The organism is Ruegeria sp. D6 (assembly GCF_056534365.1).
In genome coordinates this window covers 236,163-260,471 of the sequence record NZ_JBQFPH010000005.1, presented here as the reverse complement: position 1 = coordinate 260,471, position 24,309 = coordinate 236,163, and the positions used below count along the sequence as shown (strand labels likewise).

Here is a 24,309-nt window from a genome sequence, read left to right as displayed (position 1 = left end):
TCTACCAATCCATCGGACCCTTTTCGGCAAAGGACTCGACAAGAAAATCAATGAACGCCCGCACCTTGGGCTGGGTGAACCGGCCCGGCGGGTAGACCGCATAGACGCCCTGAACCTCATCCGGTAGCGATGGCATGGCGTCTACCACCTCGCCCGATTTCAGTGCTTCGGCATATAGATAGCTGGGCAGATGCGCGATCCCAAGCCCCGAGATCGCGGCGTTCAGCAGCGACTGCCCATCATTTACGCTCAGCCAGCCAGCAGTGCGGACCTGACGCTTCTCGCCCGAAGGCGCCGTCAGCTTCCACACGCTGCCCGAGGATTGGCTGGAGTAATGCAGCAGTTTGTGCTCGTTCAAATCGTCGATCTTCTGCGGGCGTCCGAACTGCTCGATATATCTCGGCGACGCGACCATGCGTTTCACTGTTTCGGTCAGCTTACGGGCGCGCAGCGTGCTGTCTTCCAGCTCGCCAATGCGCACGGCCACGTCAAAGCCTTCGGAAATCAGCTCAACATAGCGGTTGTTCAGAACCATGTTCACGGTGATGTCCGGATAGGCCGACAGGAAGTCCGACAGGACCGGCGACAGGTGATTGACGCCAAAATCTGTTGCCACAGAGATCCGCAGCAGACCAGAAGGCGCAGATTGCATCGAAGTCACCAGCGCATCCGCTTCGCCTGCGTCGTTCAGCACGCGACGGGCGCGATCATAATAGGCCAACCCGATCTCGGTTGGCGAAACCCGGCGCGTTGTCCGGTTCAAAAGCCTTGCCCCCAACCGCGCCTCGAGGCTCGAGACGTGTTTAGACACGGCTGATTTGGAGATGCCCATTTTCTTGGCCGCGTCGGTGAAACCACCCTGGTCCACCACGTTGGAAAAGGCCTCCATTTCAGTTAGTCGATCCATTCTCGTTCCCCAGGTCTTCCGTTCGTTGTCTCTTTATCGCGATCAATCTGGGCAAGAACTGGGCAGACATGGGATAATATCAGGGTTTTGAATCGGATCGTTTGCAACTAGGAAACGCCCGGGCCTATATGCTGCGGACCATGCCTTTCGATACAAAACCCCGTTTTCTGGACTTTTTTCCAATCGTGCTATGATGAGAATGGCATTTTTGTGACCACGGAGGAGACTATGAAAGCCCTATTTGCTGTCATTACCCTGTGTCTGACCGCCAGCCTTGCGTGGGCCGGAGGGGAAACACCATCGAATCCAGATGCGAAGGTCTATTTCGTCAACCTGTCTGACGGTGACACCGTGCAATCACCTGTGACCGTAGTCTTTGGCCTCAGCGGCATGGGCGTTGCCCCCGCTGGAACCGAGAAGGAAAATACAGGGCACCATCACCTCCTGATTGATCGCCCACCACTTGGGCAGGGAGAAGACGGTGCGGACGAACTGTCATACGGTCTGCCCGCAGACGACAATCACATTCATTTCGGTGGCGGTCAGACCGAGGTGACTTTGGAATTTGCTCCGGGTGAGCATACTTTGCAGCTGGTGCTTGGGGATGCAGGCCACGTCCCTCATGCGACGCCCATTGTGTCCGAGGTGATTACGATCACTGTAGAGTAACAATTCACCTTCGCCGCAAAACACGATTATGCGTCGGCAGGCAGCAGGAATATATCGCGGGCAAGCTGCATGTTGAGACGTTCCGCAGAATACCATTGGTTGAGTACTGACTTGGCCATCAGGTCGGAATTTTCCTGTGCGAAACTCTTAAAGTCAGTAGCTTGCGTGTTGGCCAGCCGCTCTGCGATCAGGCTCATGAATGCGTAGGTGATTGTCAGATTGAACTTGTCCGGTGCGCCTGCGTTCGCTGCTAACGTGCGAATTCCCTTGGCGTAGATCGCTGCGGCATCGATGAAATCATACTTGCGTAGCAGGTCATAAGCGACTTGCACATGTTCGGCGTGTCCGAACGTTGCGTTGTCGATTGCGTGTGCTTCAAATGCGATGGTGACGTCGGCGTATCGCGATGCGCTCATTCTTCATCCTCCTTGAAACGGTGGCTGTCTTCAGCTGTCCAATCGAAGTCGTAGACACTTTTGAGTTGTTTGATCTTCTTCAGCGTCTCTTCAGAGAAGGCTGGCTTGTTCTCAAAGCTGTGCAGCGCGATGCCCTCAATCAGGTCGCCAAGGGTCATGTCCAGCGATTCTGCCAGCCCTTTGAGAACTTTCAGAAGTCGCTTCTCGATTCGAATTCCTGTTTGGGTGCGTTCTATTTTCTGACTCATGTGGTACATATGTATATTGATAACAGTTGAGTCAAGGAAAACGAAAAAAGCCGCCTCTTCCGGGGCGGCTTTCTCCAGCGCACTGGCATTACAACGTCAGAACGCTGCCGCCAGACGTGTGCCCTGATTGATCGCACGTTTGGCGTCCAGCTCGGCTGCCACATCTGCGCCACCAATCACATGCGGGGTCATTCCACGTTCGATCAGCTCATCCGCCAGCGACCGGTCCGAGACCTGCCCGGCACATAGGACGATCGATTCGGCTGCGATCACGGTTGGATCATCGCGGGTTTCGCCAAAGCTGACATGCAGGCCGTCCTCGTCGATGCGCTCATAATTCACACCACCAACGAAACTGACGTCCTTCATCTTTAATGTCGCGCGGTGGATCCAGCCCGTTGTCTTTCCCAGCCCCTTGCCGTGACGCTGTGCCTTGCGCTGCAGCAGCGTGACCTGCCGTGCTGGTGCTTCGGGCTGCGGGCCCTCGGGGGCCAGGCCCGAGCGGTGTTCTGCGGGGTCGGTCACGCCCCATTCCTTCATCCACAATGGAAGGTCCGTGGTTGGGCTGTGACCGTCTTCCAGCAGGAATTCGGAGACATCGAACCCGATGCCTCCGGCCCCGATCACGGCGACAGTGCTGCCGACCTCGGCCTTGTCGCGCAGCACGTCGATGTAGCTGAGCACATTGTCCCGATCCTGTCCGGGAATCTGTGGATCACGAGGAGTGACACCGGTGGCGATGACCACCTCATCATAACCGGTCAGATCATCTGCGCTGACCTCGCGGTTCAGTTCGACCGTCACGCCTAGGTCGTCCATCATGGTGCGATACCAGTCAACCAGTCCCCAGAACTCTTCTTTCCCTGGCACCTGTTTGGCCATGTTCAATTGCCCGCCTATCTCGGCGGCGCGATCAAACAGGGTTACATCATGGCCGCGCTGGGCAGCTGTCATCGCGGTGGACAAACCTGCAGGGCCAGCGCCGACAATGGCCACGGTCTTACGTGTCTCGGCCTTGCCGATCACCAATTCGGTCTCATGACAGGCGCGCGGATTGACCAGGCATGAGGTCAGCTTACCGCTGAAAGTGTGGTCCAGACAGGCCTGATTGCATGCGATGCACGGGGCGATCTTCGCGGCTTCATCTGCAATCGCCTTGTTCACGAAATCCGCATCGGCCAGCATCGGCCGCGCCAGAGACACCATATCGGCGCAACCGGTCGATAGAACTTCTTCGGCAACCTCAGGCGTGTTGATCCGGTTCGAGGTGATCACCGGAATCCCGACTTTACCCATCAGCTTCTTGGTAACCCACGCAAATGCAGCACGGGGAACGCTGGTGGCAATCGTTGGAATCCGCGCCTCGTGCCAGCCGATACCGGTGTTGATGATCGTTGCCCCGGCCTGCTCAATCCGCTGCGCAAGTTCAACGACTTCGTCATGGGTCGACCCATTGGGCACAAGATCAATCATCGAAAGGCGATAGATGATGATGAAATCGCTCCCCACGGCTTCCCGCGTGCGGCGCACCACCTCAATGGGCAGACGCATCCTGTTCTCGTATGACCCACCCCAGCGATCCTCGCGCTTGTTGGTGTGGGTCACGAGGAACTGGTTCAGGAAATACCCCTCGGAGCCCATGATCTCGACCCCGTCATAGCCCGCCTTCTGGGCCAGAACAGCCGCGTTGACGATATCGCCGATCTGCTTCTCGATGCCCTCTTCGTCCAGCTCATGCGGCGGAAACGGAGAAATTGGAGATTTCACCGGGCTGGGGGCGACGCATTTCGGCCCATAGGCGTACCGCCCCGCATGCAGGATTTGCATGGCGATCTTGCCGCCAGCCTCATGTACGCGTCGGGTGACGATGGAATGGTTCGCCACCTCTGTATCGTTGGTCATCATCGAAGCCCCCGGCAGCACCGAGCCCTCAAGGTTCGGGCCAATCCCACCCGTCACCATCAAAGCAACACCACCGCGCGCGCGATCCGCGTAGAACTCGGCGACACGGATCCAGTCGCCGGTCTCTTCCAGACCGGTATGCATCGAGCCCATCAGCACGCGGTTCTTCAACGTGGTAAAACCCAGATCCAGCGGGGCCAACATGTTTGGGTACGCAGTCATGGCAAACTCTCCCTCCCGACTTCGACCGTCAGATTGACCTTCGCGTCACCTTTGTCACGCGAAACCTAACGTCATTCCCTTTGCCTTTACCGCGGCGCTTGCTAGAGACGCAGCAAAGCTTAATCACGAGGCCGCGCATGACCCCTGATGAAATCGCCAAACTGCCCTATCGCCCCTGCGTGGGACTGATGTTGATGAATGCCGAGGGTCTGATCTTTGTCGGCCAACGCAATGATCGTCACAAGGACGCCTGGCAGATGCCTCAGGGCGGCGTGGACAAGGGCGAAGACCCGCGCGATGCGGCCCTGCGCGAGCTTTGGGAAGAAACTGGTGTAACCAGCGATCTGGTCGACATCATTGCCGAGACCGACGGCTGGCTGCCCTATGACCTACCGCATGACATTGTGCCGAAAATCTGGAAGGGCCGGTATCGCGGGCAGGAGCAGAAATGGTACCTGATGCGGTTTCTGGGCCGGGATGATCAGATCGACATCGCCACCGAGCACCCCGAGTTCACCCATTGGAAATGGCAGACCACGACGCGGCTGGTCGATGAGATCGTGCCGTTCAAAAAGGACGTCTACCAGCAGGTGCTTTCTGCGTTTCAGCCGCATCTCGGGTAGTTCGGGTTAGGAACCAAGCGCCGTAATCACCGCTTTGGCCAGCGGCAGCGGGGAATAACCGGTATCGGACGGTGTAAGCCCCAATCGCACGATCACCAGATCACGCGAAGGGAATATCCCGACCGATTGCCCATCGTGTCCGGCCATCCAGACCGCATCTTCGAACGGGGGTTCTCCACCCGGCACGTCGCGCCACAAGTGACCTTTGGCATATGCCCCGCCCGAGACAGCAACCGGTTCGAACATCCAGTCAGTGAACCCTTCGGGCAGAATTTGCTGCCCGTCCCATGTGCCGCCCTGCAGCAGGAATTGCCCATATCGTGCCCAATCCCGCGCTGTGGCGTACATATAGCTTGAGCCGACAAAGGTGTCAGAAATATCAGTTTCAAGTATGGCCGAGGTCATGCCCAGTGGCAGCAGGAGTGCGCGCTGCGGATAGGACAAGCTGTCATCTTTGACCTGATCCTGCCAGACCCGCGCCAAGACGGTGGATGTGCCCGACGAATAGTTGAATTCAGTATTTGGCTCAGCCTCGGCCTCAAGTGAAGTGACAAACCCCGCCATGTCGTCGCTCAGATATAACATCCGAGTCACGTCCGAGACGTCACCATAGCCTTCGTTCCATCGCAGGCCGCTGGACATGGTCAACATATCCTCGACGGTAATGTGCTGCCGGTTGTCCTCTGCCCAATCGGGAAATGAATCGACCAGTGTATCCGTCAACTTCATCTGACCGGATTTTATCAGCGTTCCAATCAATCCAGAGGTTATGGTTTTGGTCATTGACCAGCCCAGAAGAGGGGTATTTTCGTCGAATCCATCCGCATAAGCCTCACCAATGATCCGGCCATCATGCACCACAACTACGGCGCGGAAGCCCTTTCCCAGAATGGTCGGGTCCGACAGAACCATTGCCAATTTGGAGTTCTGCGCTGGGGCCACGGTGGTGCCTTCCGGCCAAAGTGCATCAGACAGCGCGGGCAGAGTGTTTAGCTGGGCGTTGACCGGTTGGGCCTCATGCGTATTCGCACATCCAAGCCCCTCGCGATATTGGCTGGTCGCAGGGGCGAAGATCCCGAGTAGCTTTGCAGATACTGATTGCGCCTCGGGGTCAACCGAGACCGAGACGTGTTTCAGCAACGGATGCCCGGGCGCCTGCACATCAACCGCCAGTACCTCCTGCGCATCCCGCCCGGCGACGAACACGTTAGAACAGACGATCTTGGCCGAATAGTTGGTCCCGACTCGCAACAGGTCGGGCGGAGAGATCAGCAGGTACCCAACGCCGGCCACAAGCCCCAACGCCAATGTTCCTGCGGTGATCCTGAGTGCTCTGCCCAACATGAATTGGCTCCCCCCTTACATCCAAAAAAAGGGTAGCCATCCCGAAATGTGACGCACCAGCGTTACGTTGCGTTTCGCGGGATCAGAGCAATCCCTCAGCCCGCAGCAATTCCTGCATATTCGCCTCGGGCCGGGGGCCGATATGGCTGATGACTTCGCGTGCGCAGACGTTGCCAATTTTTGCGCAGGTCTCGTAATCGCGGCCCGTCGCCATGCCGAACAGGAATCCGGCGGCGAATTGATCGCCCGCGCCGGTCGCGTCCACCGGTACGACCTTTTCAACCGGTACATCGATGCGCGCGTTGCCGTTCAGAACAGTCACCCCGTCGCCCGACCGGGTGCAAACGACCAGAGGGCAAATCTCGGCCGTTTTCGCCAGCGCCTCCTCAAGATCGTCGGTTTCGAACAGCGATTTGATCTCGGCCTCGTTGCCGATTACAAAATCCAGCTCATTCTCGATCAACAGCAGGAAATCGACCCGGTGCCGTTCTACACAGAACGGGTCAGAAATGGCGATGCCCGCCTTGCCGCCACCCTTATGGCAGTTGCGCGCGGCTTCAAGGAACGCGGCTTTGCCCTTTTCCTTGTCGAACAGATAGCCCTCGAGGAACATGATCTGGCTGTTGCCCGCGACGTCTTCCGAGACATCCCGAGAAGACAGCTCGGACGAAATACCCAGATAGGTGTTCATCGACCGCTCGCCATCTGGTGAGACAAAGATCATCGAACGCGAGGTTGGCAGCTCGCCCCCCGGCACCGGCGGGTTCACAAAATCCACCCCGTCTTCGTTCATCGCATCGGCATAGAAACGGCCCAGCGCATCATCATGCACCCGCCCGATAAACGCCGAATCCAGACCCAGTGCACCGGCGCCCGCGATGGTGTTGGCAACCGAGCCGCCCGGCGTCTGCACCCGGCCTTCCATCGAGGCGTACAGTACCTCGCCGCGTTCCTGTTCGATCAGCTGCATGATGCCCTTTTCGATGCCCATCAGCTCAAGGAAACTGTCATCGGCTTGGGAAATCACGTCCACAACGGCGTTTCCGATGCCGGTCAGTTGGTAGGTTTTCATAGAGTCTTGTCCTCAAATTCGCAGAGATCGCGGATGATACAGGTCGGGCACTGCGGTTTGCGTGCCTTGCAGTGATAGCGGCCATGCAGGATCAGCCAGTGATGCGCATGCAGCTGAAAGTCGGTTGGTATGTTGTCTTCGATTGCGCGTTCGACGGCGTCCACATTCTTGCCCGGACAAATGCCGGTGCGGTTGCCGACGCGGAAGATATGCGTGTCCACGGCCTGCGCCGGATATCGCCACCACATGTTCAGGACAACATTGGCTGTCTTGCGCCCCACACCCGGTAGCGATTGAAGCGCCGCGCGGGAGTTGGGCACCTCACCGCCATAGTCTTCGACCAGAATGCGACTCAGCTTGATTACGTTCTTGGCCTTCTGGCGGAACAGGCCGATGGTCTTGATATGTTCGATCAGACCTTCTTCGCCCAGATCCAGCATCTTCTGTGGCGTGTCGGCGATCTTGAATAGCGCGCGCGTAGCCTTGTTGACGCCGGCATCGGTCGCCTGCGCTGACAGCGCGACGGCAACGACCAGAGTATAGACGTTTACATGCTCCAACTCGCCCTTGGGTTCAGGGTCGGCGTCGTGAAAACGCGTAAAGATCTCGCGGATCTTGTGGTATCCGAGTTGTTTGGCCATCCGAGCCTTAATGCCCTGCCAGACAAGCGGTCGCAATTGAAAAGGTGCGTTTTGGTTTTGCCTAGGCGCGGGTCTTGGTCGATTTATTCCTATGCCTCACTTCTGCAGTCGGAAATCCACCCCCGCCGTTGCAAGTTGATCCCTGATCCCCTGCCACCGGTTCGGATCAGCCGCCAGAACGGCTGCCGAATTGATCTGAACCCGGTATCCTCGATTGAGCGCGCCCTGCGCGGTCTTATTCACGCAATGACACCCGTCCAACCCTGTCAGAACCAGCGTTCCGATCCGTTTGTCTTGCAGGAACCGTTCAAAGCCCGGCGAAGAAAAGGCGTCACCTACGGATTTTACAAACTCGGCATCGGGATTCAGCGCAAGACGCGGATCCAACCCAACTCCGTCGGAACCTGCGTTGCCGCGCCCCTGATTGAACCACCCGTTCAGCAAGTTCGCCAGTCGTCCCTTGAATTCATGACGGATGGCAATCACGGACCAGTCAGACTGGCGGGCGCTGTCCGTCGTTGACCGGATCGTCGACAAGGCACCCTCAATTTGCGCGTCATCCCAGGTGGGTATCGAGGTAAAATCTGTTTGCATATCGATCACCAGCAGCGCCGTTTCAGGCCGCGATGCCAGGTCTATTTTGGCTCCGGTTGTCGGAGTGCCAATCTTTCGGATTTGCAAGAGGATGTACAACACGGCGATCATGATGCTTGCCGCCATTATCCAAAGAACGGTCATGTCAGGCCTCCTTGGCGAGTTCTGCGAAATAGCGGGTCAGGGCCAGCTGAACCTTGTGATAGGCGACAAGCTCTGACGCAGAAAAATCCTGTGCAAAGCGTGTCAGCTTGGCCATCTCATCCGCTCTGATAGCCGTGATCGTCTCTTCGCCCGCAGGGCTCAGCCGGTAGCAGTAGGTGCCTGCACGTTTGGGATTGGGCTGGCTTTCGATCAGCTGTGCGCCCATCAGCTCTTTTAAGATGCGCGAGACATATTGTCGTTTCAGCTGCAACTCGGCGCACAGCACCGGGGCGGTCGCGCCGGGAGATAGCGACAGACCTTCCAAAAGGGCACGTTGCCCGACGGTCACGCCTTTGCGCTGGCTGCCCTGCTCAACTGCTGCCGTGATGTTCCGCAGCAAAGGCCGGGTGGCCTGAACTGCCTGATAAAGCTGATCCAACCTGTGTCCCATACCTGAATGGTAGGAGAAATCGATTTGATTCGTCAACTCAGTTGACAAGATAAAGCGCAGGTTCCGGGTCGCAAGATCGACAGGGGCAAGTTACTGTTCCTGTAACTGATGAGGTGACCGATGAACGTCCAGACAGCAGAAAGCGGATATCATTATAACGTCATGCGGCGCGCGATCGAATTAATCGATCAAGGCGGAGAGAGTCTCAGTCTTGATGAGTTGGCTCGCCAGATGGATATGAGCCCTGCCCACTTTCAGCGTCTGTTCTCACGCTGGACCGGGGTCTCTCCGAAGCGATACCAGCAATACCTGACTCTCGGCCATGCCAAAGCTCTGTTGCACGAGCGTTTCACCACGCTGGAAACCGCTCATAATGTGGGGCTGTCCGGCAGTGGGCGGCTGCATGACCTGTTCCTGAAATGGGAATCCATGAGCCCCGGTGAATATGCCCGCAAAGGCGCAGGTCTCACGATCTACTGGGGCTGGTTCGAATGCCCCTTTGGCCCTGCGCTGGTTATGGGAACTGACAAGGGAATCTGTGGAATCGCCTTTGGGGCCGAGACAGGCGAGGAGGCGGCGATGGAAGACATGATCTCTCGTTGGCCCAATGCTGATTTTGTCGAGGACCCGATGCGCCTGCGGCCTTGGGTGCTCAGCGCCTTCGGTGCGGCCAGCGACCGGTTGGAGCCGACCCCGCTCTACCTGATCGGCTCACCACTGCAGATCAAGGTATGGGAAGCGCTGATGCACATCCCCTCGGGGCAGGTCACCACCTATTCCGAGATCGCGCAGCGGGTCGGCTCACCCCAAGCGGTGCGCGCCGTGGGCACCGCAGTTGGGCGGAACCCGGTCAGTTGGCTGATCCCCTGCCACCGTGCCTTGCGCAAATCGGGCGGCTTGGGCGGCTACCACTGGGGACTGCCCGTCAAACGCGCCATGCTGGCCTATGAGGCGGCGCAGGCCGACGCCTGATTGACATTCTGGCGCGTCGTTGCCATATGCACGGCAGGTTCGGGTCCCCTGCCGTTCGCGGCCTTAGGCTTTGGTGAAACCCGATTGAATCACATCTGTTGCCCTTTCCAGGCGCGCGGATGGCAATGCGAACCCCGTCCAGATTTCGCGCCCGTTTCAGGAAACGAGGCACACCATGACACATATTCAGAACATCGCTCCGGTTGCGGAGCTGAAAGAGCAGGCAAAACGCCTGCGCAAACGCCTGCAGGACGCCGGAGTGAAGCTATCGCATAGCGAGGCGCTGGAACTGTTGGCGCATCAACTCGGTGCGCGGGATTGGAACACGTTGCACGCGATGGCAGGAAATCGAGTGCAGTTGCGCGTTGGTGACCGGGTTGAGGGCCGATATCTGGGTCAGCCCTTCACCGCCGAAATCCGCGGTCTGACCATGATTGGGGATGGCGGACATCGCCGGGTGACCCTGCAGTTCGACGTGCCCGTAGATGTGGTCCGGTTCGACAGTTTTTCGTCCCTTCGCCAGCGGGTGACAGGTGAGATTGGTTGGGATGGTCGATCCACCCGTCACACGTCGGACGGAGAGCCGCAGCTTATCGTCCGACCTGCGTAAGAAACAAAGCGAGGCACCCTTAGGGTGCCTCACATTTTGATAGCACCAAGATTGACTATTCGGCGGCCCAACCGCCAACGGCCTTGACCTCAAGGAAGTCCTCCAAGCCCCAAACCCCGCCTTCGCGGCCATTGCCGGACTGTTTCATCCCACCAAACGGGGACCCAGCGCTGCGCGACTGGCCGTTCATCTCAACCATGCCCGACCGCAAGACGCGAGCCATTCGGTTGGCGCGTGCACCGTCTTGGGTCTGAACATAATTGGTCAGCCCGTAAGGTGTGTCATTGGCAATCTCGATGGCTTCTTCTTCGGTATCGAAGGGGATCATGGTCAGAACCGGGCCAAAGATCTCCTCGCGCGCGATCGTCATCTGGTTATTGGCATCGGCAAAAACCGTTGGGCGCACATAATAGCCCTTGTTCAGCCCCTCTGGCCGACCCGTGCCGCCTGCAACCAGACGCGCGCCCTCATCAATTCCTTTCTGGATCAGGTCCTGAATTTTGGTCCACTGCACTTCGTTCACCACCGGTCCGATATGTCGGCCTTCCTCGGCGGCACTGCCGACGGTGACCTTGTTCGCCACTTCGGCGGCTGTCTCAACCGCCTGATCATAGATCGGACGCTGCACCAGCATCCGGCTGGGCGCGTTGCAGCTTTGACCGGTGTTGTTCATCATGTGCAGGACGCCGCGTTTTACCGCCTTTTCGTCGGCATCGGCGAAGACCACATTGGCCCCTTTGCCGCCCAGTTCCAGATGCACTTTCTTCAGTGTATCCGCCGCATTCTTGGAAATCGCCGTGCCCGCGCGGGTCGAACCGGTGAAGCTGACCATATCAACATCTGCGTGCCCCGAGAGCTGAGAGCCCACGCCCACGCCATCGCCATTTACCAGGTTGAAAACACCAGCCGGGAAACCAGCCTCATCCATCATCTCAGCAAAGATCATCGCGTTCAGCGGGCTTTGCTCGGACGGTTTCAGCACCATCGTGCAGCCCGCAATCGCCGCCGCGCCGACCTTGAGCGTGACCTGATTCATCGGCCAATTCCATGGGGTGATCAGGGCTGCCACACCCACCGCTTCATAGATGATCCGGTCATTCGGCGCATGATCGCCCAACGGACGTTCGAATTGGAACGCCTTGGCGGCACGGATGAAGTTTTTCAGGTGATAGATCCCCGCGCCCGATTGCTGGCTGCGCGCCATTTCGATCGGTGCACCCATCTCCATCGACATCGCCTGGGCCAGATCCTCTGAGCGGGTGGCGTAAATATCGACCAGTTTCTCTACCAAAGCGATGCGCTCGTCCACCGGGGTTGCCATCCAACCAGGCAGAGCAGCTTTGGCTGCGGCGACCGCTGCGTTAGTGTCAGCCTCTGACCCCAATGAGATCACCGCGCATGGTTCTTCGGTCGACGGGTCGATCACTTCGAAATCATTCGGCTCTGATGGGGCGACCCATTTGCCGTTGATATAGAAATCGCGTTTTTCGATCATGGCTCATCCTCCGGATCAGGAATCAATCGACCGAACGGTCGGTTTTCATTCGCACTCTGTCACCCACCCGGGTGTCGGGCAAGGGTAAAACATAATTTGATCAAATTATCTACCTACTGAATCTTCTGACAGCGCAACATGAATGGTTTAACCTCTGCGCAAAGTGATTAGGTTGGCAGCAATCGACTCGCGATTTTTCACAGGAAAGGAGTTTCCCAATGGGTTTGCGCATCAATGATACGGTCCCGAATTTCACCGCAGAGACAGATCAGGGCACCGTCCAGTTTCATGACTGGATTGGCGATAGCTGGGCCATCCTGTTCTCACACCCCAAGGACTTCACTCCTGTTTGCACGACCGAGTTTTCGGCAGTTGCGCAGCTGAACGATGAATGGGCGGCGCGGAACACCAAAGTGATCGGCGTGTCGGTCGATGGTGTCGAAGATCATAAGAAGTGGAAAAAAGATATCGAGGCCTACGGCAACGCCAACCCCGGCTTCCCGATCATCGCCGATGACGGTCTGGCTGTTTCCAAAGCCTTCGACATGCTGCCGGCCGAGGCCTATCTGCCCGACGGCCGCACGCCTGCCGACAGCGCAACTGTACGCTCTGTCTTTATCATCGGACCCGATAAGCAGTTGAAACTGTCCATGACCTACCCGATGACCGTGGGCCGCAACTTTGCCGAGATTCTGCGTGCGCTGGATGGCCTGCAGATGAGCGCCAAGGGCGTGGCAACCCCCGCAAATTGGGTGCCGGGTGAGGATGTGATCATTCCACCTGCGGTCTCCAACGATGAGGCAAAAGAGAAGTTCGGCGAGTTCGAGACGATCTTCCCGTATCTGCGCAAAACCAAAGCGCCGTCGTAATCGGATCAACGGGCAGGGGGCGAAAGCCCCCGCCTTCTTCTAATGCGCAAACGCCGAGGTTACGCCGCAAGGGGCAGATAGCTCCGGGCGCAGCATCTGCACTTCGTACGGTTTCAGAACCGGCAGCACCGTATCACCATAGCCGCCTGTGTCGGAATGAAGCTCAGGGAACAGCTCGAATAGTTCCTCCTTCACCGCACTGCTCATCGCGTCCAGCGTATATCCGCCGGGATAAAACGATTCCGACCACAATCCTTCGACATTCACCAGCTCATGCTGGTCGAATAGAATGTGAATGTACTCGACGCCCCCGCTTGGCGGTACTTGCGTGATAGACTTGCCGTTGAGCAGAGACTTGGCCGTCGCCAACATCATCGGGTGACTATGATGCAATTCCAATGCAGGTGAGGACACGACAACCCGATGCTGAGGTGATAGCAGCAGATCTCGCGATGGTGTCTGCGGCCCAAGACTGCCCGCACTGATCCGGATCGGGCAATGCTTAGGGGTCTGTCTCAGATCCGCCTCACTCAGCCGTCGCTGACCCACCCAGCGCACGGCCCGACCGGTGCCATCTGCGGTGATCACATGATCGCCTGCTTTGACTTCTTCGATCGGACGCTGGCCCGACGGTGTCAGAATATGTGACCCCGAAGTAAAACAGACAAAGCTGGGAAGGTTATCATATTCGACCGCAGGTGCAGTACTCTGGGCCAGTGAGTTGCCTGTCAGTACATCGTTAACGGCAACGTTTCCCGAGGTCACAACGATATATTGCGTACCCGAGAATTGCAGCAGTGTGTATGTGACCGGTGCACCTTCGACCGTCGCGCTGTAGCCTTCAAATATCTGAAAGCTGCCGGAGTTGTTCAGCCCGGGGATTGGGAGGGTATCGAACTGTTGGCTACCGTTGTTGTCCGGATTTTCGAGAAAATTATCATCATCAGTAATGGTGACCTGAAACCCCTGGGTCACCGTCACACTGGGGTTGCCAAACGGATCTCCGTCGATCTCAAAGATGGTGATAGAGGCCAAAGCGCGGCGACGTCCCAGATGATTTGGATTTCCTTAACTTTGAGCTAACTCAACTTAGAAGTGTTAACATATCGTTTACCGTGACGCGCAGGGCTCGAAAGCGGCACTGATCGAAAAAGGCAGATTGGCTATGGTTGGATCGACTGTGGGCACGCCTGCCGAGGCGGTGGTTGGGATCGGATACGTCGGTTGAACGCGGTCTCGCTGCCAAAGGATCGTATCTTCTGATGGAAACTGAAAACCGCACTGACTGCGCTGACCAGGCGAAACATTGCCTTGATGTTCGATACCACAGAGCTGCGTATTTCGAGGCGATTAACTGGGATCCGATTTTGGACGTCGAAAGGTTGCGTTGAAGGCAACCGTGACGCGGCTTTCTTTACTTTGGTTTGGGTGGACCCAATGGGTCAGATAGGATGGAAAAAGGATCATTTCGCCGGCTGCCGGGCGCAGCTTCTTTTTGTTCCGAAACGCACTCGCCTGAAGTATGCGCCAGTGAGGCAACTCGTTTCGGGGGTCGAGAAACTCAATCATTCCAGACGAACCTTCTTCGATCTCGGGTTGAGAAACATAGTACACTCCAGACCAATGCGCGCCGGGATGAGTATGCGGCGCATTGTACCCGCCGGAAGGATTGTCGTTTATCCACCCGAACAGTTTCAGGCGAAGTTTATCCGGTTCAACCTTGTCTGAGACCTTTCGTGTTATTTGAAACACCGCATCTTCGGCCGCGTCTCGCAAATTCTGAATAGCGGGCGTATCGCGATCAAAGAGGTTTCCGTTTGAGTGCCATCCGCCGCGATTGGATTTTGAGGCACCCTCGTCTTCCTCACGCATCTTTTCGGCCTCAAACAGAATCGCCGCATTAAGCGCTGCACTGTTAGGCACCACAAATCGCATCATTGGAGTAGAGAAGAGCTTTTCGAATTTCTTGGCTTCGGGCATATCCTCGGTGTCACCTTCAAAAACTACATTGCTGTAAATTCAGATCGGTCCGAGATCAAATTCAGGAATTTGCTCCTGAAAAATTTTTCGGCGCTCTCCAAATCCACGTTCCCGCACATTGCGCGCATTACCCAGTACCGTTGAGGATATAGTTCTTTGGTTCAAGTCTGGCCTAACCAACCTAAGTTATATTCCCATCGCAAAGCGCCGATGTTTTAGTTCAATTGGCAATTCCTTTGAGGATGGGAACATGAACAAGAAAACTATCGGTCTGACATCAACTTTCGTTCTGATGGCCACCACGGCGCTTTCGCAAACCACCAAGCAAGACATCATCGACGAACTCACAGAACAAGGTTTCCAACGAATCGAAATAACCAACACGCTGTTTGGGAATCTTCGCTTTGAAGCGACTGGACCTGGAATCGAGAGAGAAGTGGTGCTGGGGAAAGACGGAACCATCGTTCGGGATCGTTCAGAGCGAGACGATGAGTTCGACGATGAGGAAGATGACGACGAAGATTTTGATGACGAAGATGACGACGAAGGATTTGATGACGAAGGTGACGATGACGAAGGCGATGGGGAAAACGATAGCGAAGGCGACGATGGTGAGCGCGACAGCGAAGGCGACGATGGCGAGCGCGACAGCGAGGGCGACGATGGCGAGCGCGACAGCGAAGGCGATGACGGCGAACGCGATAGCGAAGGCGATGACGGCGAACGCGATAGCGAAGGCGACGATGGCGAGCGCGATAGCGAAAGCGACGATGGCGAAGGGGATGACGAAGGCGACGATGATTAATTCAGCTTCCAACTTGAGCCCAAGCGAGATTGGGGTTTGAACAAATGGTTTAAAAAAGAAGCCATGTTCAAAGCGGGGATCGCTGTATATGCGATCTCTGCTTTGACGTTCGTGATCGAATTGATTGGCGAAATAACAGGATACTACATTTTTTCCGCGAGTTGGGTGGTCCATGAAATCACGGCTCTCATCACCCTATTTGGGTTTATTCTTGGGGGGCTTTTGATTTGGCAAAGCCACAGGCTGTTTTTGCGACGTCACCAAGAAGTCAAACAGAACCTGCGAAAGGCACAAGGCGAGTTTTTTCGGATGCTGGAACTACAGTTCGACCGTTGGGGCCTTAGTGCTGCGGAACGAGATGTTGCACTGCTCACCGTAAAGGGCCTGTCCCTCGCAGAAATAGCTAAACTGCGCGAGACCAGCGAGGGAACAATCAAGTCCCAGAACAATTCAATCTACAAAAAAGCTAAGGTCAAATCGAGGACGCAACTGTTAGGCGCGCTCATAGAAGAGCTTTTGATCGAAGAAAAGAAATAAACCAAGAAACGATCGGATATCGTCGTAAATTCATTCATTTATCGGCAATGAGTAGAAAAGAACGCCCAAGTAGATGCCTCGGGCCTGTAAAGCCAACGTTTTAAGTGGTTGCGAGGCTCTGTTTCAGGGCAATGCACTCAGCGATTAAAACTGTATCCTCATCTAAATTGAAGCCTGCCCCACCACCAGCTGATGGTCGGCACATTCCACAGCATCGCTACGGCACTCGACATTCGCCCAAAGAAAAAGGCCCCGGCGGATTACCGGGGCCTTCGTTCTTGCAAAAGAGGCAGATTACTCTGCGCTTTCCTCTTTCTTTTCTTTCTTCTCGGGAACGATCTCTTCGCCGGTTTCCTGATCGACAACTTTCATCGACAGGCGCACCTTGCCGCGATCGTCAAAGCCCAGCAGCTTGACCTTTACTTCCTGACCTTCTTTCAGAACATCCGACGGATGGTTCAGGCGTCGGTTTTCGATCTGGGACACGTGCACCAGACCGTCGCGCTTGCCAAAGAAGTTCACGAAGGCACCAAAGTCGACGATCTTGACCACTTTACCGGTGTAGATCTGGCCTTCTTCCGGCTCAGCAACGATCGAGTGGATCATCTCATAGGCCTTCTTGATCGATTCACCGTCGGGCGACGCGATCTTGATGACGCCGTCGTCATTGATGTCGACCTTGGCACCCGAAACCTCGACGATCTCGCGGATGACCTTACCGCCCGAGCCGATCACTTCACGGATCTTGTCGGTGGGGATGTTCATGGTCTCGATGCGCGGCGCGTGGACCGAGAATTCGTTGGTTTCGGACAGGGCTTTGCCCATCTCACCCAGAATGTGCATCCGGCCGTCCTTGGCTTGCGCCAGGGCTTTCTCCATGATCTCAGGCGTGATGCCCGCAACCTTGATGTCCATCTGCAGCGAGGTGATGCCGTTTTCGGTACCCGCAACCTTGAAGTCCATGTCGCCCAGGTGATCTTCGTCACCCAGAATGTCCGACAGGATGGCGTATTCGCCGTCATCTTCCAGGATCAGACCCATGGCCACACCGGCAACCGGTGCTTTGAGCGGAACGCCCGCATCCATCATCGACAGCGAACCGCCGCAGACCGACGCCATTGAGCTGGAGCCGTTGGATTCCGTGATCTCCGACACGATGCGGATCGTGTAGGGGAAGTCGGTCGCCGCAGGCAGAACCGCCTGCAGGGCACGCCATGCCAGCTTGCCGTGGCCGATCTCACGACGGCCCGGACCACCCACGCGGCCAACTTCGCCAACCGAGTAGGGAGGGAAGTTGTAGTGCAGCAGGAAGTTCGATTTGAAGTTGCCGTGTAGCGCGTCGATGAACTGTTCGTCGTCACCGGTGCCCAGCGTGGTCACGGCCAATGCCTGAGTCTCACCACGGGTGAACAGGGCAGAACCGTGGGTCCGCGGCAGCATCGAGGTTTCTGCGACGATCGAACGGATATCGGTGGTCGAACGACCGTCGATACGCTTGCCGCCTTTGACGACGTCACCGCGCAGAATGCCAGCTTCCAGCTTCTTCATAGCGGAACCGAGGTTGCCGTCTTCTAGTTGCTCTTCGGTCAGCGCTTCCTTGATCGCTTCACGGGCCGCGGCAACAGCGGCGGTGCGCTCTTGCTTGTCGGTGATCGCGAACGCGGCGCGCATCTTCTCTTCACCGGCAGCCGAAACAGCGGCGGACAGCTCCGAGTAATCGGGGGCGACAAATTCGAACGGCTCTTTCGCGGCTTCTTCGGCCAGCGAGATGATCAGGTCGATCACGGGCTGAATTTGCTCATGCGCGAAGTTTACCGCGCCCAGCATTTCCGCCTCGGACAGTTCGTACGCTTCCGATTCCACCATCATCACGGCGTCTTTGGTACCGGCGACAACCAGGTCCAGACGCTGTTCAGGGTTCAGGCGCAGGTCCTGCATGTCGTCGACGGTCGGGTTCAGAACGTATTCGCCATCCTCGAAACCAACGCGGGCACCGGCGATCGGACCCATGAACGGCGCGCCGGAAATGGTCAGTGCGGCAGAGGCTGCGATCATCGCAACGATGTCGGGGTCGTTGACCAGATCGTGGGACAGCACGGTGCACATCACCAGAACTTCGTTTTTAAAGCCGTCAACAAACAGCGGGCGGATCGGACGGTCAATCAGACGCGCGGTCAGCGTCTCTTTCTCGGTCGGGCGCGCTTCGCGCTTGAAGAAGCCACCCGGAACCTTACCGGCGGCATAGTATTTTTCTTGATAGTGCACGGTCAGCGGAAAAAAATCCTGACCGGGCTTTTGAGCACGGGCAAAGGTCACGTTTGCCATGACGCTGGTTTCGCCCAGCGTGGCAATCACGCTGCCGTCGGCCTGACGGGCAACCTTGCCGGTTTCCAGTGTCAGCGTCTCTTCGCCCCACTGAATCGATTTCTTTGTTACATCAAACATATGCGTATCCTAGAACGGAGCACTCCCGCCCCTGCGGGTCTCCGGTTTGCATGGCGGCCCCATTGCCGCCGACCCCACTTTATCTTCCATTCGAGTGCCGGGGTCAGGGCACAACGTCTCAGATGACAGGCCCATACATCAGTTTGCAAGCTTTGGAAAGTCGGGAGTTTTTGGGGGGCAGGGGATTGCCTAACCCCCGCCCAAGCTGGGCAGGGGCCGATGTATCAAAGGATAGCGTGCGCCAATATCATCACCACGCCGCAGCCCAGCGCATATCCGGTGTCGACTGCGATGGCGAAGCCGCTTTTCTGTGCCCATGCCCCGACCGATGCGGCCTGAGCAGCCACTGCGAGGGTCGCCAGCACCGCAACGCCAAGGCTGTTGTTGGTCTCGGTCACCGCGATCACAGCGGCTAGCAGGATCAGGAAAACGATCTGGGCCGCCATCTGCGGCAGGGGTGGAGATTCGGGCGGGGTGGGGTCGATCCGTGTTCCCTCGGCCCAGCGTTTCTGAAAGCCGACGGGTCCGTAGACCAGCCAGCCCAGCAGAAAGGCCGCGATCACACCCACGCCAAGGGCGAGCCAGTTGATCACAGCGCACCCTCCAGCGTCTCAAGGATTCGGGTCCAGCCACCTTCGTGATTGTTGCGGCTTTCTTCCGAAGGGAAGCGGATGTGGTGCAGGCGCAATTCCGTACCCTTATCGGTGGGCGTGAAATCTAGCGTCACGGTGGAATCGTCCTGACTGTAAGGAGAGTTCCAAGTGAATTGCAGCCGATTGGGCCGGTCGATCACTTTGTATTCGCCCTCATGCGGCAGGTCCCCGGCCTCGGGCGCGCGCATGATGATCTTGAACCGGCCCCCTACTTTGGCGTCAGAATAAGCTTCGGGCACTGACATGTTGGGACCGGGCAGCATGAACTTGGCCAACATTTCCGGGTCTAGCCAAGCATCAAACACCTTTTCCGGCGGGTGCGGAATGGCGCGGGTTATTTCAAGGGACAGTTCCGTCATCTTCTGGGTCCTCCAAAGCAGTTTCCAAGGCGTCCAGCCGAAGCGCCCAGATCGAACGCAGCCCGGCGAACCAGTCATCCACGGCTGACAAGGGGGCCATCTGCACCTCGATCAGATGCTCGCGCCATTCCGTCCGACGCCGCACCAGCCCAGCATTCTCGAGCACCTTGATGTGCTTGGACACCGAGTTGAGGCTCATATCGAATTGCTGCGCAATATCCGTCACCCGCAAGGGGCCCTGCTGCGCGAGCATCGTTAGGATCACGCGGCGGGTTGGGTCGGACGCGGCCTTCAATATAGCGCTTAGGTCATAGCGATTCTCTCGTTCAACCATTTGGATGAATTACATGCCTTTTCTGCTTCAGTCAACCATTTGGTTGAATAACAGGATATTTGCAGCTCTGAAAGCTAATTCGGTCGCTCCCACCGCCTAACTATTCGCGAAATCGAATATATTTGGTGAAAATTTAGTATCCGTATAGGCTGAAACCACCATACCTGCGGTCGAAACGACGGAAACGCGCCAAGGGAATACGAATATCACCTCCGTCCGCCGGTCAAATACCTTGGCGTTTGCACGTAGCGAACAGAAGGGCAGACGCATGGCACAAACCAAGAAAATGCTGGATCCGGATCCCCGGATTTATGACTTTGAGACCGAATATGAGCTGGGGCAGGACAATGTCCGGCCTTTCGGTCTGGACATCCATAACCCGGTCTTTTTGATCTCTAGTATCCTGATCTTTGCGTTCGTCCTGATCGCGCTGGCAAATCAGGAATCCGCAGCCACGTTCTTTGGCTGGCTCCGGCCATGGCTGACCAGCACGTTTGACTGGTTTCTGGTGCTGTCGGTTGACGCAATCACCCTGTTCTGTCTGGTGCTGATCATCTTGCCTGTGGGCAAGGTGCGGATCGGCGGCAAGGACGCCAAACCCGACTATTCCTACGCCGGATGGATCGCGATGATGTTCGCGGCCGGGATCGGCATCGGGCTGTTGTTCTTCGGCGTGATGGAGCCGGTCTATTACAACTTTGCAGAAGACGGCAACGCCCGCCCGCTGGGCATCGATATCGCTGTGCCGGGTAACGAATACATCGGCATTGTCGGCACGATCCATCATTGGGGTCTCGAAGGCTGGGCTGTATATGCGGCCGTTGGTCTGGCGCTTGCAATCTTCAGCTATAATCTCGGGCTACCATTGACCCTGCGTTCGGCTTTTTATCCGATCCTGGGCGAGCGCGTCTGGGGCTGGTGGGGCCACATCATCGATACTCTGGCAGTATTCGCGACCCTCTTCGGCCTGACCACATCATTGGGTTTGGGCGCACAACAGGTGGCCGCCGGGCTGTATGAGGTCTTTGGCATCGAACCTAGCCCCACCGTCACCGTCCTGCTGATCATAGGCATTACGATGATCGCACTGGGCTCGGTCCTGATGGGCATGGATGCAGGTGTCAAACGGTTGAGTGAGATCAACATGATCATGGCCGTAGGACTGTTCATCTTCGTCATCGTAGTTACCGGTGTCGGAACCGCCATTGCACGGTACTTCAACGTGATGGTGGATTACGTGACCCATCTACCGGCCCTGTCCAATCCGTTCGGTCGGGAAGACACCAGCTACTTCCACGGCTGGACAACCTTCTACTGGGCCTGGTGGATTGCGTGGTCACCTTTCGTGGGCATGTTCATCGCCCGCATTTCCAAAGGTCGTACGGTGCGTGAGTTCGTGATCTGCGCCTTGCTGGCACCCACTGCGGTATGTGCCTTGTGGATGTCGACCTTTGGCGGCGCAGCCATCGACATGCTGAACGCAGGCGGAGCAGAGGGCGTCCGCGCCACAGTGATCGAAAGCTATGCCCCCGAGGGCGCGCTGTTCGGCTTCCTGAAAGAGCTGCCGCTTTACGGCATCATTGCCCCGATCGCTCTGATCCTGATCGTTGTATTCTTTGTCACATCGTCGGACTCAGGCTCGCTGGTGATCGACACGATCACGGCAGGCGGAAAGATGGACGCACCGGTTGTGCAACGCGTGTTCTGGTGCACGCTTGAAGGCCTCGTCGCAATCGCACTGCTGCTGGGCGGAGGTCTCTCTGCCTTGCAAGGGGCAGCGGTGTCGACTGGAATTCCGTTTACCTTGGTGGTTCTGATCATGTGCTACTGCCTGTGGCTGGCGCTTAAATCAGAAAAGGCCAAGATGTAACTGGGATTATCCTGAGAAAACCGAAACGCCCGCCAATTCGGCGGGCGTTTTTGGTCCGGAGCGGCCCCTGTAGTGCGTACCCATGCAGAAGTCATCAGGAGCGTACCAAACGGCGGTCAGTGCAGCGAATCCTTGCGTTTGCCTTGGGTTGGATAATCCATCTTTTCATCTTCTAGGATCCCGCGAAGAACCGCCGCTGTCTCGACCTTCGAAATTGCCTTCTTATGGTCGTAGGGATTATTCAAAATCGACCGCGCATTTGTGGCGTTGGACGTCTCAGACATCTTGGTTGCAAACACCCGGCTCAGAATTGTCTTCAATGGCATCATTCAACTCCCGCAACATATGGTCATCAAATCCTTGCCGCTGCGGGTCAGGTCCAAGCCACTTGAGGGAAGGGCTCAAAGACCAACTTCCGTGAGTGTGAACCCGCAGCGACACCGTCCATGTAAGAAAAATGGGGTGCCGAGAAAGGGGGAAGAAATCTGCTGTTTGCATCATTTTTTTGACCGCTTGGAAAAAAATCACGGCACTTCTTACGCTTACGTCAACCTTCTAACCTAGGGCCCGGCTTTCGCGACGCGGCGTCACAATTCGAAACCCAAGGTCAGCCACCCGGATACCGCCCGTCGCCGCGCCAAATTGGACAGAAAACGAAAGAGCCCATACCCTGACTCCGGGCAACTCTTGGCGCAGCACGTGTTTCTTGTGATGTGACCTGCCCCCTCGATGTTTTTGAAGTTGGATTTTTCCGGGACCGTAACGAGGATGCTGTTATGAACCTTTCACGATTGTCTCTGTTGCTGGTCGTATTCATTGACGTGATGGGTTTTGGATTGATCGTGCCGATTTTCAACACGATCCTGCTGGATCCACACCAGGCTTTCCTCGCACATGGAACAGCGACGAATATCCGCCAGCTCGACTATACGATTCTGATTGTCGTCTTCTTTCTGTTCTACTTTTTCGGGGCGGCCTTCATCGCCAAGTTGTCGGACTATATCGGGCGTAAAACAGGCATCATGATCTGCCTTACCGGTGCCCTGATCGGCTATGTTCTGACTGTGGCCGCGATCATGACGTCCAGCTATTGGCTGTTGCTTTTGGGGCGCGCCATTTCCGGGTTTACGACGGCCAACCAACCCATTGCGCAGGCCGCATTGATCGACATCAGCCATGACGATCAGGAGAAATCAAAAAACCTCGGGATGATTGTTGCGGCATCCGCGCTGGGCCTGCTCGGGGGGCCACTGATTTCAGGATTGCTCAGCGACCAAAACCTGATGGGATCATTTGCGTCACTGGAACTGCCTTTCTACGTCGCCATTGCCCTGATCCTGATCAACATGGCACTGATTCTGTTCTTCTTCTCCGAACCCGGTTTCAAAAGACAAAAAATTGACTTCGGGCTTTTAGATGTTGTTTTGAACTTGTGGAAAGTCTTCTCGCACCCGGTCGTTTTGCGGCTTTCGGTCGTCATGTTGTTCTCGCTGATGTGCCTGAATGCGTTTTTCTTCTTCATCGACACGTATCTGCTGACCCGGTTCAAGTTCAGTACGCTTCAAAACAGCATGGCCCTCGCCGTGTTCGGAGGCTCCATGGCCTTTGGCAGTGCCTACCTCACCGCGCCGCTGCATGAGCGCTATAAAAAGTTCCCGATTCTATATGTTTCCATTGCCGCAATGGCGCTTGGGATATTGGCCTTCATGCTGAACCCCATGGCCGATCTGACCTATGTCCTGATTGTTCCGATAACCATCGCGTTCGCGATCATGTACCCGACCATGCTTTCGTTGTTTTCCGCGAGCGTCGGCCCAACCGAGCAAGGTTGGGTCATGGGTGTGACAGTCGCCATCTACGCGTTGGGCTCCGGGACCATTACGGCCCTCAGCGGATCCCTCATGGCTATCAATTTGCGGATGCCTTTCGTGCTCGCGGTCATCTGCGGTGTACTGGCATTGATTGCGATGGCGAAACTGTTTCGCCATCCCGGCGTTCAGGCGCTTGATACCAAAGGCAAGTAGGTTTCATCAGTGTGTCCCGAACGAAAATGGGCGCGCCCGCTACAGGCACGCCCAGTAAAAAAGGGAGGACTATGAAAAACCTGACGCTCGAAACAAAAGAAGCGCCTACTCACTAACACCCTC

Annotated in this window: 26 protein-coding genes; 9 read left to right on the top strand and 17 right to left on the bottom strand. The window is 56.6% G+C overall.

What is annotated here, in order from left to right; all coding sequences use genetic code 11:
• Position 1: 1 nt before the first annotated feature.
• Complete coding sequence (locus ACR0A1_RS17315; RefSeq protein WP_170394766.1) at positions 2–907, bottom strand: LysR family transcriptional regulator; 906 nt, start codon at positions 905–907, stop codon at positions 2–4.
• Positions 908–1,135: 228 nt separating this feature from the next.
• Between ACR0A1_RS17315 and ACR0A1_RS17310 the strand changes: the two genes are divergently transcribed.
• Positions 1,136–1,576: a DUF4399 domain-containing protein gene (locus tag ACR0A1_RS17310; RefSeq protein ID WP_170466618.1), complete on the top strand. Its 441-nt coding sequence runs from the start codon at positions 1,136–1,138 to the stop codon at positions 1,574–1,576.
• A gap of 26 nt (positions 1,577–1,602) precedes the next feature.
• Here ACR0A1_RS17310 and ACR0A1_RS17305 read toward each other — a convergent pair whose 3' ends face one another.
• The 3 genes from ACR0A1_RS17305 to ACR0A1_RS17295 form a co-directional block, all read right to left on the bottom strand.
• The gene (locus ACR0A1_RS17305; protein WP_170466614.1) at positions 1,603–1,992 is read right to left on the bottom strand and encodes a hypothetical protein; all 390 of its coding nucleotides are present in this window, start codon (positions 1,990–1,992) and stop codon (positions 1,603–1,605) included.
• The gene (locus tag ACR0A1_RS17300; RefSeq protein WP_170394756.1) at positions 1,989–2,240 is read right to left on the bottom strand and encodes a hypothetical protein; all 252 of its coding nucleotides are present in this window, start codon (positions 2,238–2,240) and stop codon (positions 1,989–1,991) included. Before ACR0A1_RS17300 ends, ACR0A1_RS17305 begins: the two co-directional genes overlap by 4 nt.
• 96 nt (positions 2,241–2,336) lie before the next feature.
• The gene (locus ACR0A1_RS17295) at positions 2,337–4,364 is read right to left on the bottom strand and encodes an FAD-dependent oxidoreductase (RefSeq protein WP_480868534.1); all 2,028 of its coding nucleotides are present in this window, start codon (positions 4,362–4,364) and stop codon (positions 2,337–2,339) included.
• 137 nt (positions 4,365–4,501) lie between these two features.
• On the opposite strand from ACR0A1_RS17295, the gene ACR0A1_RS17290 reads away from it, so the two are divergent.
• Positions 4,502–4,987: an RNA pyrophosphohydrolase gene (locus ACR0A1_RS17290; RefSeq protein ID WP_170426121.1), complete on the top strand. Its 486-nt coding sequence runs from the start codon at positions 4,502–4,504 to the stop codon at positions 4,985–4,987.
• A 6-nt stretch (positions 4,988–4,993) separates the two neighbouring features.
• On the opposite strand, the gene ACR0A1_RS17285 is transcribed toward ACR0A1_RS17290, so the two are convergent.
• The 5 genes from ACR0A1_RS17285 to ACR0A1_RS17265 all read right to left on the bottom strand — a co-directional run bounded on the left by ACR0A1_RS17285 (position 4,994) and on the right by ACR0A1_RS17265 (position 9,233).
• Positions 4,994–6,331, bottom strand: coding sequence for a serine hydrolase domain-containing protein (locus ACR0A1_RS17285; RefSeq protein WP_480868532.1), 1,338 nt, complete (start codon positions 6,329–6,331; stop codon positions 4,994–4,996).
• An 82-nt stretch (positions 6,332–6,413) separates the two neighbouring features.
• Positions 6,414–7,403, bottom strand: coding sequence for an adenosine kinase (locus ACR0A1_RS17280; protein ID WP_170466608.1), 990 nt, complete (start codon positions 7,401–7,403; stop codon positions 6,414–6,416).
• Positions 7,400–8,044 (bottom strand): endonuclease III, encoded by a 645-nt coding sequence (nth, locus tag ACR0A1_RS17275; RefSeq protein ID WP_170598366.1) that lies wholly within the window; start codon positions 8,042–8,044, stop codon positions 7,400–7,402. Before nth ends, ACR0A1_RS17280 begins: the two co-directional genes overlap by 4 nt.
• Positions 8,045–8,140: 96 nt before the next feature.
• Complete coding sequence (locus tag ACR0A1_RS17270) at positions 8,141–8,782, bottom strand: cysteine hydrolase family protein (RefSeq protein WP_170426129.1); 642 nt, start codon at positions 8,780–8,782, stop codon at positions 8,141–8,143.
• Between the two features lies 1 nt (position 8,783).
• Entirely contained in the window at positions 8,784–9,233 is a 450-nt protein-coding gene (locus ACR0A1_RS17265) for a MarR family winged helix-turn-helix transcriptional regulator (protein ID WP_170394734.1), read from the bottom strand.
• Positions 9,234–9,353: 120 nt separating this feature from the next.
• Between ACR0A1_RS17265 and ACR0A1_RS17260 the strand changes: the two genes are divergently transcribed.
• Positions 9,354–10,205: a bifunctional helix-turn-helix domain-containing protein/methylated-DNA--[protein]-cysteine S-methyltransferase gene (locus ACR0A1_RS17260; RefSeq protein WP_170394731.1), complete on the top strand. Its 852-nt coding sequence runs from the start codon at positions 9,354–9,356 to the stop codon at positions 10,203–10,205.
• Positions 10,206–10,380: 175 nt separating this feature from the next.
• Positions 10,381–10,815, top strand: coding sequence for a glyoxalase superfamily protein (locus ACR0A1_RS17255; protein WP_170426134.1), 435 nt, complete (start codon positions 10,381–10,383; stop codon positions 10,813–10,815).
• A 55-nt stretch (positions 10,816–10,870) separates the two neighbouring features.
• Here the strand turns inward: ACR0A1_RS17255 and ACR0A1_RS17250 are convergent, their stop codons facing one another.
• Positions 10,871–12,310 (bottom strand): aldehyde dehydrogenase family protein, encoded by a 1,440-nt coding sequence (locus ACR0A1_RS17250; RefSeq protein ID WP_170394725.1) that lies wholly within the window; start codon positions 12,308–12,310, stop codon positions 10,871–10,873.
• A gap of 218 nt (positions 12,311–12,528) precedes the next feature.
• On the opposite strand from ACR0A1_RS17250, the gene ACR0A1_RS17245 reads away from it, so the two are divergent.
• Positions 12,529–13,179 (top strand): peroxiredoxin, encoded by a 651-nt coding sequence (locus ACR0A1_RS17245; RefSeq protein ID WP_170408508.1) that lies wholly within the window; start codon positions 12,529–12,531, stop codon positions 13,177–13,179.
• Positions 13,180–13,218: 39 nt separating this feature from the next.
• On the opposite strand, the gene ACR0A1_RS17240 is transcribed toward ACR0A1_RS17245, so the two are convergent.
• Both ACR0A1_RS17240 and ACR0A1_RS17235 read right to left on the bottom strand, forming a co-directional pair.
• Entirely contained in the window at positions 13,219–14,214 is a 996-nt protein-coding gene (locus ACR0A1_RS17240; protein WP_480868528.1) for a Hint domain-containing protein, read from the bottom strand.
• 315 nt (positions 14,215–14,529) lie between these two features.
• Positions 14,530–15,159, bottom strand: coding sequence for a TIGR02466 family protein (locus ACR0A1_RS17235; protein ID WP_170737211.1), 630 nt, complete (start codon positions 15,157–15,159; stop codon positions 14,530–14,532).
• A 250-nt stretch (positions 15,160–15,409) separates the two neighbouring features.
• On the opposite strand from ACR0A1_RS17235, the gene ACR0A1_RS17230 reads away from it, so the two are divergent.
• Positions 15,410–15,964 carry a hypothetical protein gene (locus tag ACR0A1_RS17230; protein WP_480868526.1) on the top strand — a complete coding sequence of 185 codons (555 nt, stop codon included), beginning with the start codon at positions 15,410–15,412 and terminating at the stop codon, positions 15,962–15,964.
• Positions 15,965–16,000: 36 nt separating this feature from the next.
• On the top strand, positions 16,001–16,501 hold the full coding sequence (locus ACR0A1_RS17225) for a helix-turn-helix transcriptional regulator (protein ID WP_170394711.1): 501 nt from the start codon (positions 16,001–16,003) through the stop codon (positions 16,499–16,501).
• Positions 16,502–16,795: 294 nt separating this feature from the next.
• Here the strand turns inward: ACR0A1_RS17225 and pnp are convergent, their stop codons facing one another.
• The 4 genes from pnp to ACR0A1_RS17205 form a co-directional block, all read right to left on the bottom strand.
• The gene (gene pnp, locus ACR0A1_RS17220) at positions 16,796–18,946 is read right to left on the bottom strand and encodes a polyribonucleotide nucleotidyltransferase (protein ID WP_170394709.1); all 2,151 of its coding nucleotides are present in this window, start codon (positions 18,944–18,946) and stop codon (positions 16,796–16,798) included.
• 224 nt (positions 18,947–19,170) lie between these two features.
• Positions 19,171–19,539, bottom strand: a complete 369-nt coding sequence (locus ACR0A1_RS17215) for a DUF1761 family protein (protein WP_480868525.1) — start codon at positions 19,537–19,539, stop codon at positions 19,171–19,173.
• Positions 19,536–19,958: an SRPBCC family protein gene (locus ACR0A1_RS17210; protein ID WP_170394703.1), complete on the bottom strand. Its 423-nt coding sequence runs from the start codon at positions 19,956–19,958 to the stop codon at positions 19,536–19,538. Before ACR0A1_RS17210 ends, ACR0A1_RS17215 begins: the two co-directional genes overlap by 4 nt.
• Positions 19,939–20,292 carry a metalloregulator ArsR/SmtB family transcription factor gene (locus ACR0A1_RS17205; protein ID WP_170408502.1) on the bottom strand — a complete coding sequence of 118 codons (354 nt, stop codon included), beginning with the start codon at positions 20,290–20,292 and terminating at the stop codon, positions 19,939–19,941. The genes ACR0A1_RS17210 and ACR0A1_RS17205 overlap by 20 nt, the downstream gene beginning before the upstream one ends.
• A 268-nt stretch (positions 20,293–20,560) precedes the next feature.
• Between ACR0A1_RS17205 and ACR0A1_RS17200 the strand changes: the two genes are divergently transcribed.
• Positions 20,561–22,162, top strand: a complete 1,602-nt coding sequence (locus ACR0A1_RS17200) for a BCCT family transporter (protein ID WP_170394697.1) — start codon at positions 20,561–20,563, stop codon at positions 22,160–22,162.
• Between the two features lie 116 nt (positions 22,163–22,278).
• Here the strand turns inward: ACR0A1_RS17200 and ACR0A1_RS17195 are convergent, their stop codons facing one another.
• Positions 22,279–22,488 (bottom strand): hypothetical protein, encoded by a 210-nt coding sequence (locus tag ACR0A1_RS17195; RefSeq protein WP_480868523.1) that lies wholly within the window; start codon positions 22,486–22,488, stop codon positions 22,279–22,281.
• 450 nt (positions 22,489–22,938) lie between these two features.
• Here ACR0A1_RS17195 and ACR0A1_RS17190 point away from each other — a divergent pair, with 450 nt between their 5' ends.
• A complete protein-coding gene (locus ACR0A1_RS17190) occupies positions 22,939–24,186 on the top strand; it encodes an MFS transporter (protein ID WP_170408500.1) in 1,248 nt (415 codons plus the stop codon).
• The last annotated feature ends 123 nt before the right edge of the window (positions 24,187–24,309 follow it).

Excerpts from the sequence above, each read along its gene's own strand:
- ACR0A1_RS17315 (WP_170394766.1), bottom strand. The coding sequence starts at position 907 with ATGGATCGACTAACTGAAATGGAGGCCTTTTCCAACGTGGTGGACCAG.
- ACR0A1_RS17310 (WP_170466618.1), top strand. The coding sequence starts at position 1,136 with ATGAAAGCCCTATTTGCTGTCATTACCCTGTGTCTGACCGCCAGCCTT.
- ACR0A1_RS17305 (WP_170466614.1), bottom strand. The coding sequence starts at position 1,992 with ATGAGCGCATCGCGATACGCCGACGTCACCATCGCATTTGAAGCACAC.
- ACR0A1_RS17300 (WP_170394756.1), bottom strand. The coding sequence starts at position 2,240 with ATGAGTCAGAAAATAGAACGCACCCAAACAGGAATTCGAATCGAGAAG.
- ACR0A1_RS17295 (WP_480868534.1), bottom strand. The coding sequence starts at position 4,364 with ATGACTGCGTACCCAAACATGTTGGCCCCGCTGGATCTGGGTTTTACC.
- ACR0A1_RS17290 (WP_170426121.1), top strand. The coding sequence starts at position 4,502 with ATGACCCCTGATGAAATCGCCAAACTGCCCTATCGCCCCTGCGTGGGA.
- ACR0A1_RS17285 (WP_480868532.1), bottom strand. The coding sequence starts at position 6,331 with ATGTTGGGCAGAGCACTCAGGATCACCGCAGGAACATTGGCGTTGGGG.
- ACR0A1_RS17280 (WP_170466608.1), bottom strand. The coding sequence starts at position 7,403 with ATGAAAACCTACCAACTGACCGGCATCGGAAACGCCGTTGTGGACGTG.
- nth (WP_170598366.1), bottom strand. The coding sequence starts at position 8,044 with ATGGCCAAACAACTCGGATACCACAAGATCCGCGAGATCTTTACGCGT.
- ACR0A1_RS17270 (WP_170426129.1), bottom strand. The coding sequence starts at position 8,782 with ATGACCGTTCTTTGGATAATGGCGGCAAGCATCATGATCGCCGTGTTG.
- ACR0A1_RS17265 (WP_170394734.1), bottom strand. The coding sequence starts at position 9,233 with ATGGGACACAGGTTGGATCAGCTTTATCAGGCAGTTCAGGCCACCCGG.
- ACR0A1_RS17260 (WP_170394731.1), top strand. The coding sequence starts at position 9,354 with ATGAACGTCCAGACAGCAGAAAGCGGATATCATTATAACGTCATGCGG.
- ACR0A1_RS17255 (WP_170426134.1), top strand. The coding sequence starts at position 10,381 with ATGACACATATTCAGAACATCGCTCCGGTTGCGGAGCTGAAAGAGCAG.
- ACR0A1_RS17250 (WP_170394725.1), bottom strand. The coding sequence starts at position 12,310 with ATGATCGAAAAACGCGATTTCTATATCAACGGCAAATGGGTCGCCCCA.
- ACR0A1_RS17245 (WP_170408508.1), top strand. The coding sequence starts at position 12,529 with ATGGGTTTGCGCATCAATGATACGGTCCCGAATTTCACCGCAGAGACA.
- ACR0A1_RS17235 (WP_170737211.1), bottom strand. The coding sequence starts at position 15,159 with ATGCCCGAAGCCAAGAAATTCGAAAAGCTCTTCTCTACTCCAATGATG.
- ACR0A1_RS17230 (WP_480868526.1), top strand. The coding sequence starts at position 15,410 with ATGAACAAGAAAACTATCGGTCTGACATCAACTTTCGTTCTGATGGCC.
- pnp (WP_170394709.1), bottom strand. The coding sequence starts at position 18,946 with ATGTTTGATGTAACAAAGAAATCGATTCAGTGGGGCGAAGAGACGCTG.
- ACR0A1_RS17210 (WP_170394703.1), bottom strand. The coding sequence starts at position 19,958 with ATGACGGAACTGTCCCTTGAAATAACCCGCGCCATTCCGCACCCGCCG.
- ACR0A1_RS17205 (WP_170408502.1), bottom strand. The coding sequence starts at position 20,292 with ATGGTTGAACGAGAGAATCGCTATGACCTAAGCGCTATATTGAAGGCC.
- ACR0A1_RS17200 (WP_170394697.1), top strand. The coding sequence starts at position 20,561 with ATGGCACAAACCAAGAAAATGCTGGATCCGGATCCCCGGATTTATGAC.
- ACR0A1_RS17195 (WP_480868523.1), bottom strand. The coding sequence starts at position 22,488 with ATGCCATTGAAGACAATTCTGAGCCGGGTGTTTGCAACCAAGATGTCT.
- ACR0A1_RS17190 (WP_170408500.1), top strand. The coding sequence starts at position 22,939 with ATGAACCTTTCACGATTGTCTCTGTTGCTGGTCGTATTCATTGACGTG.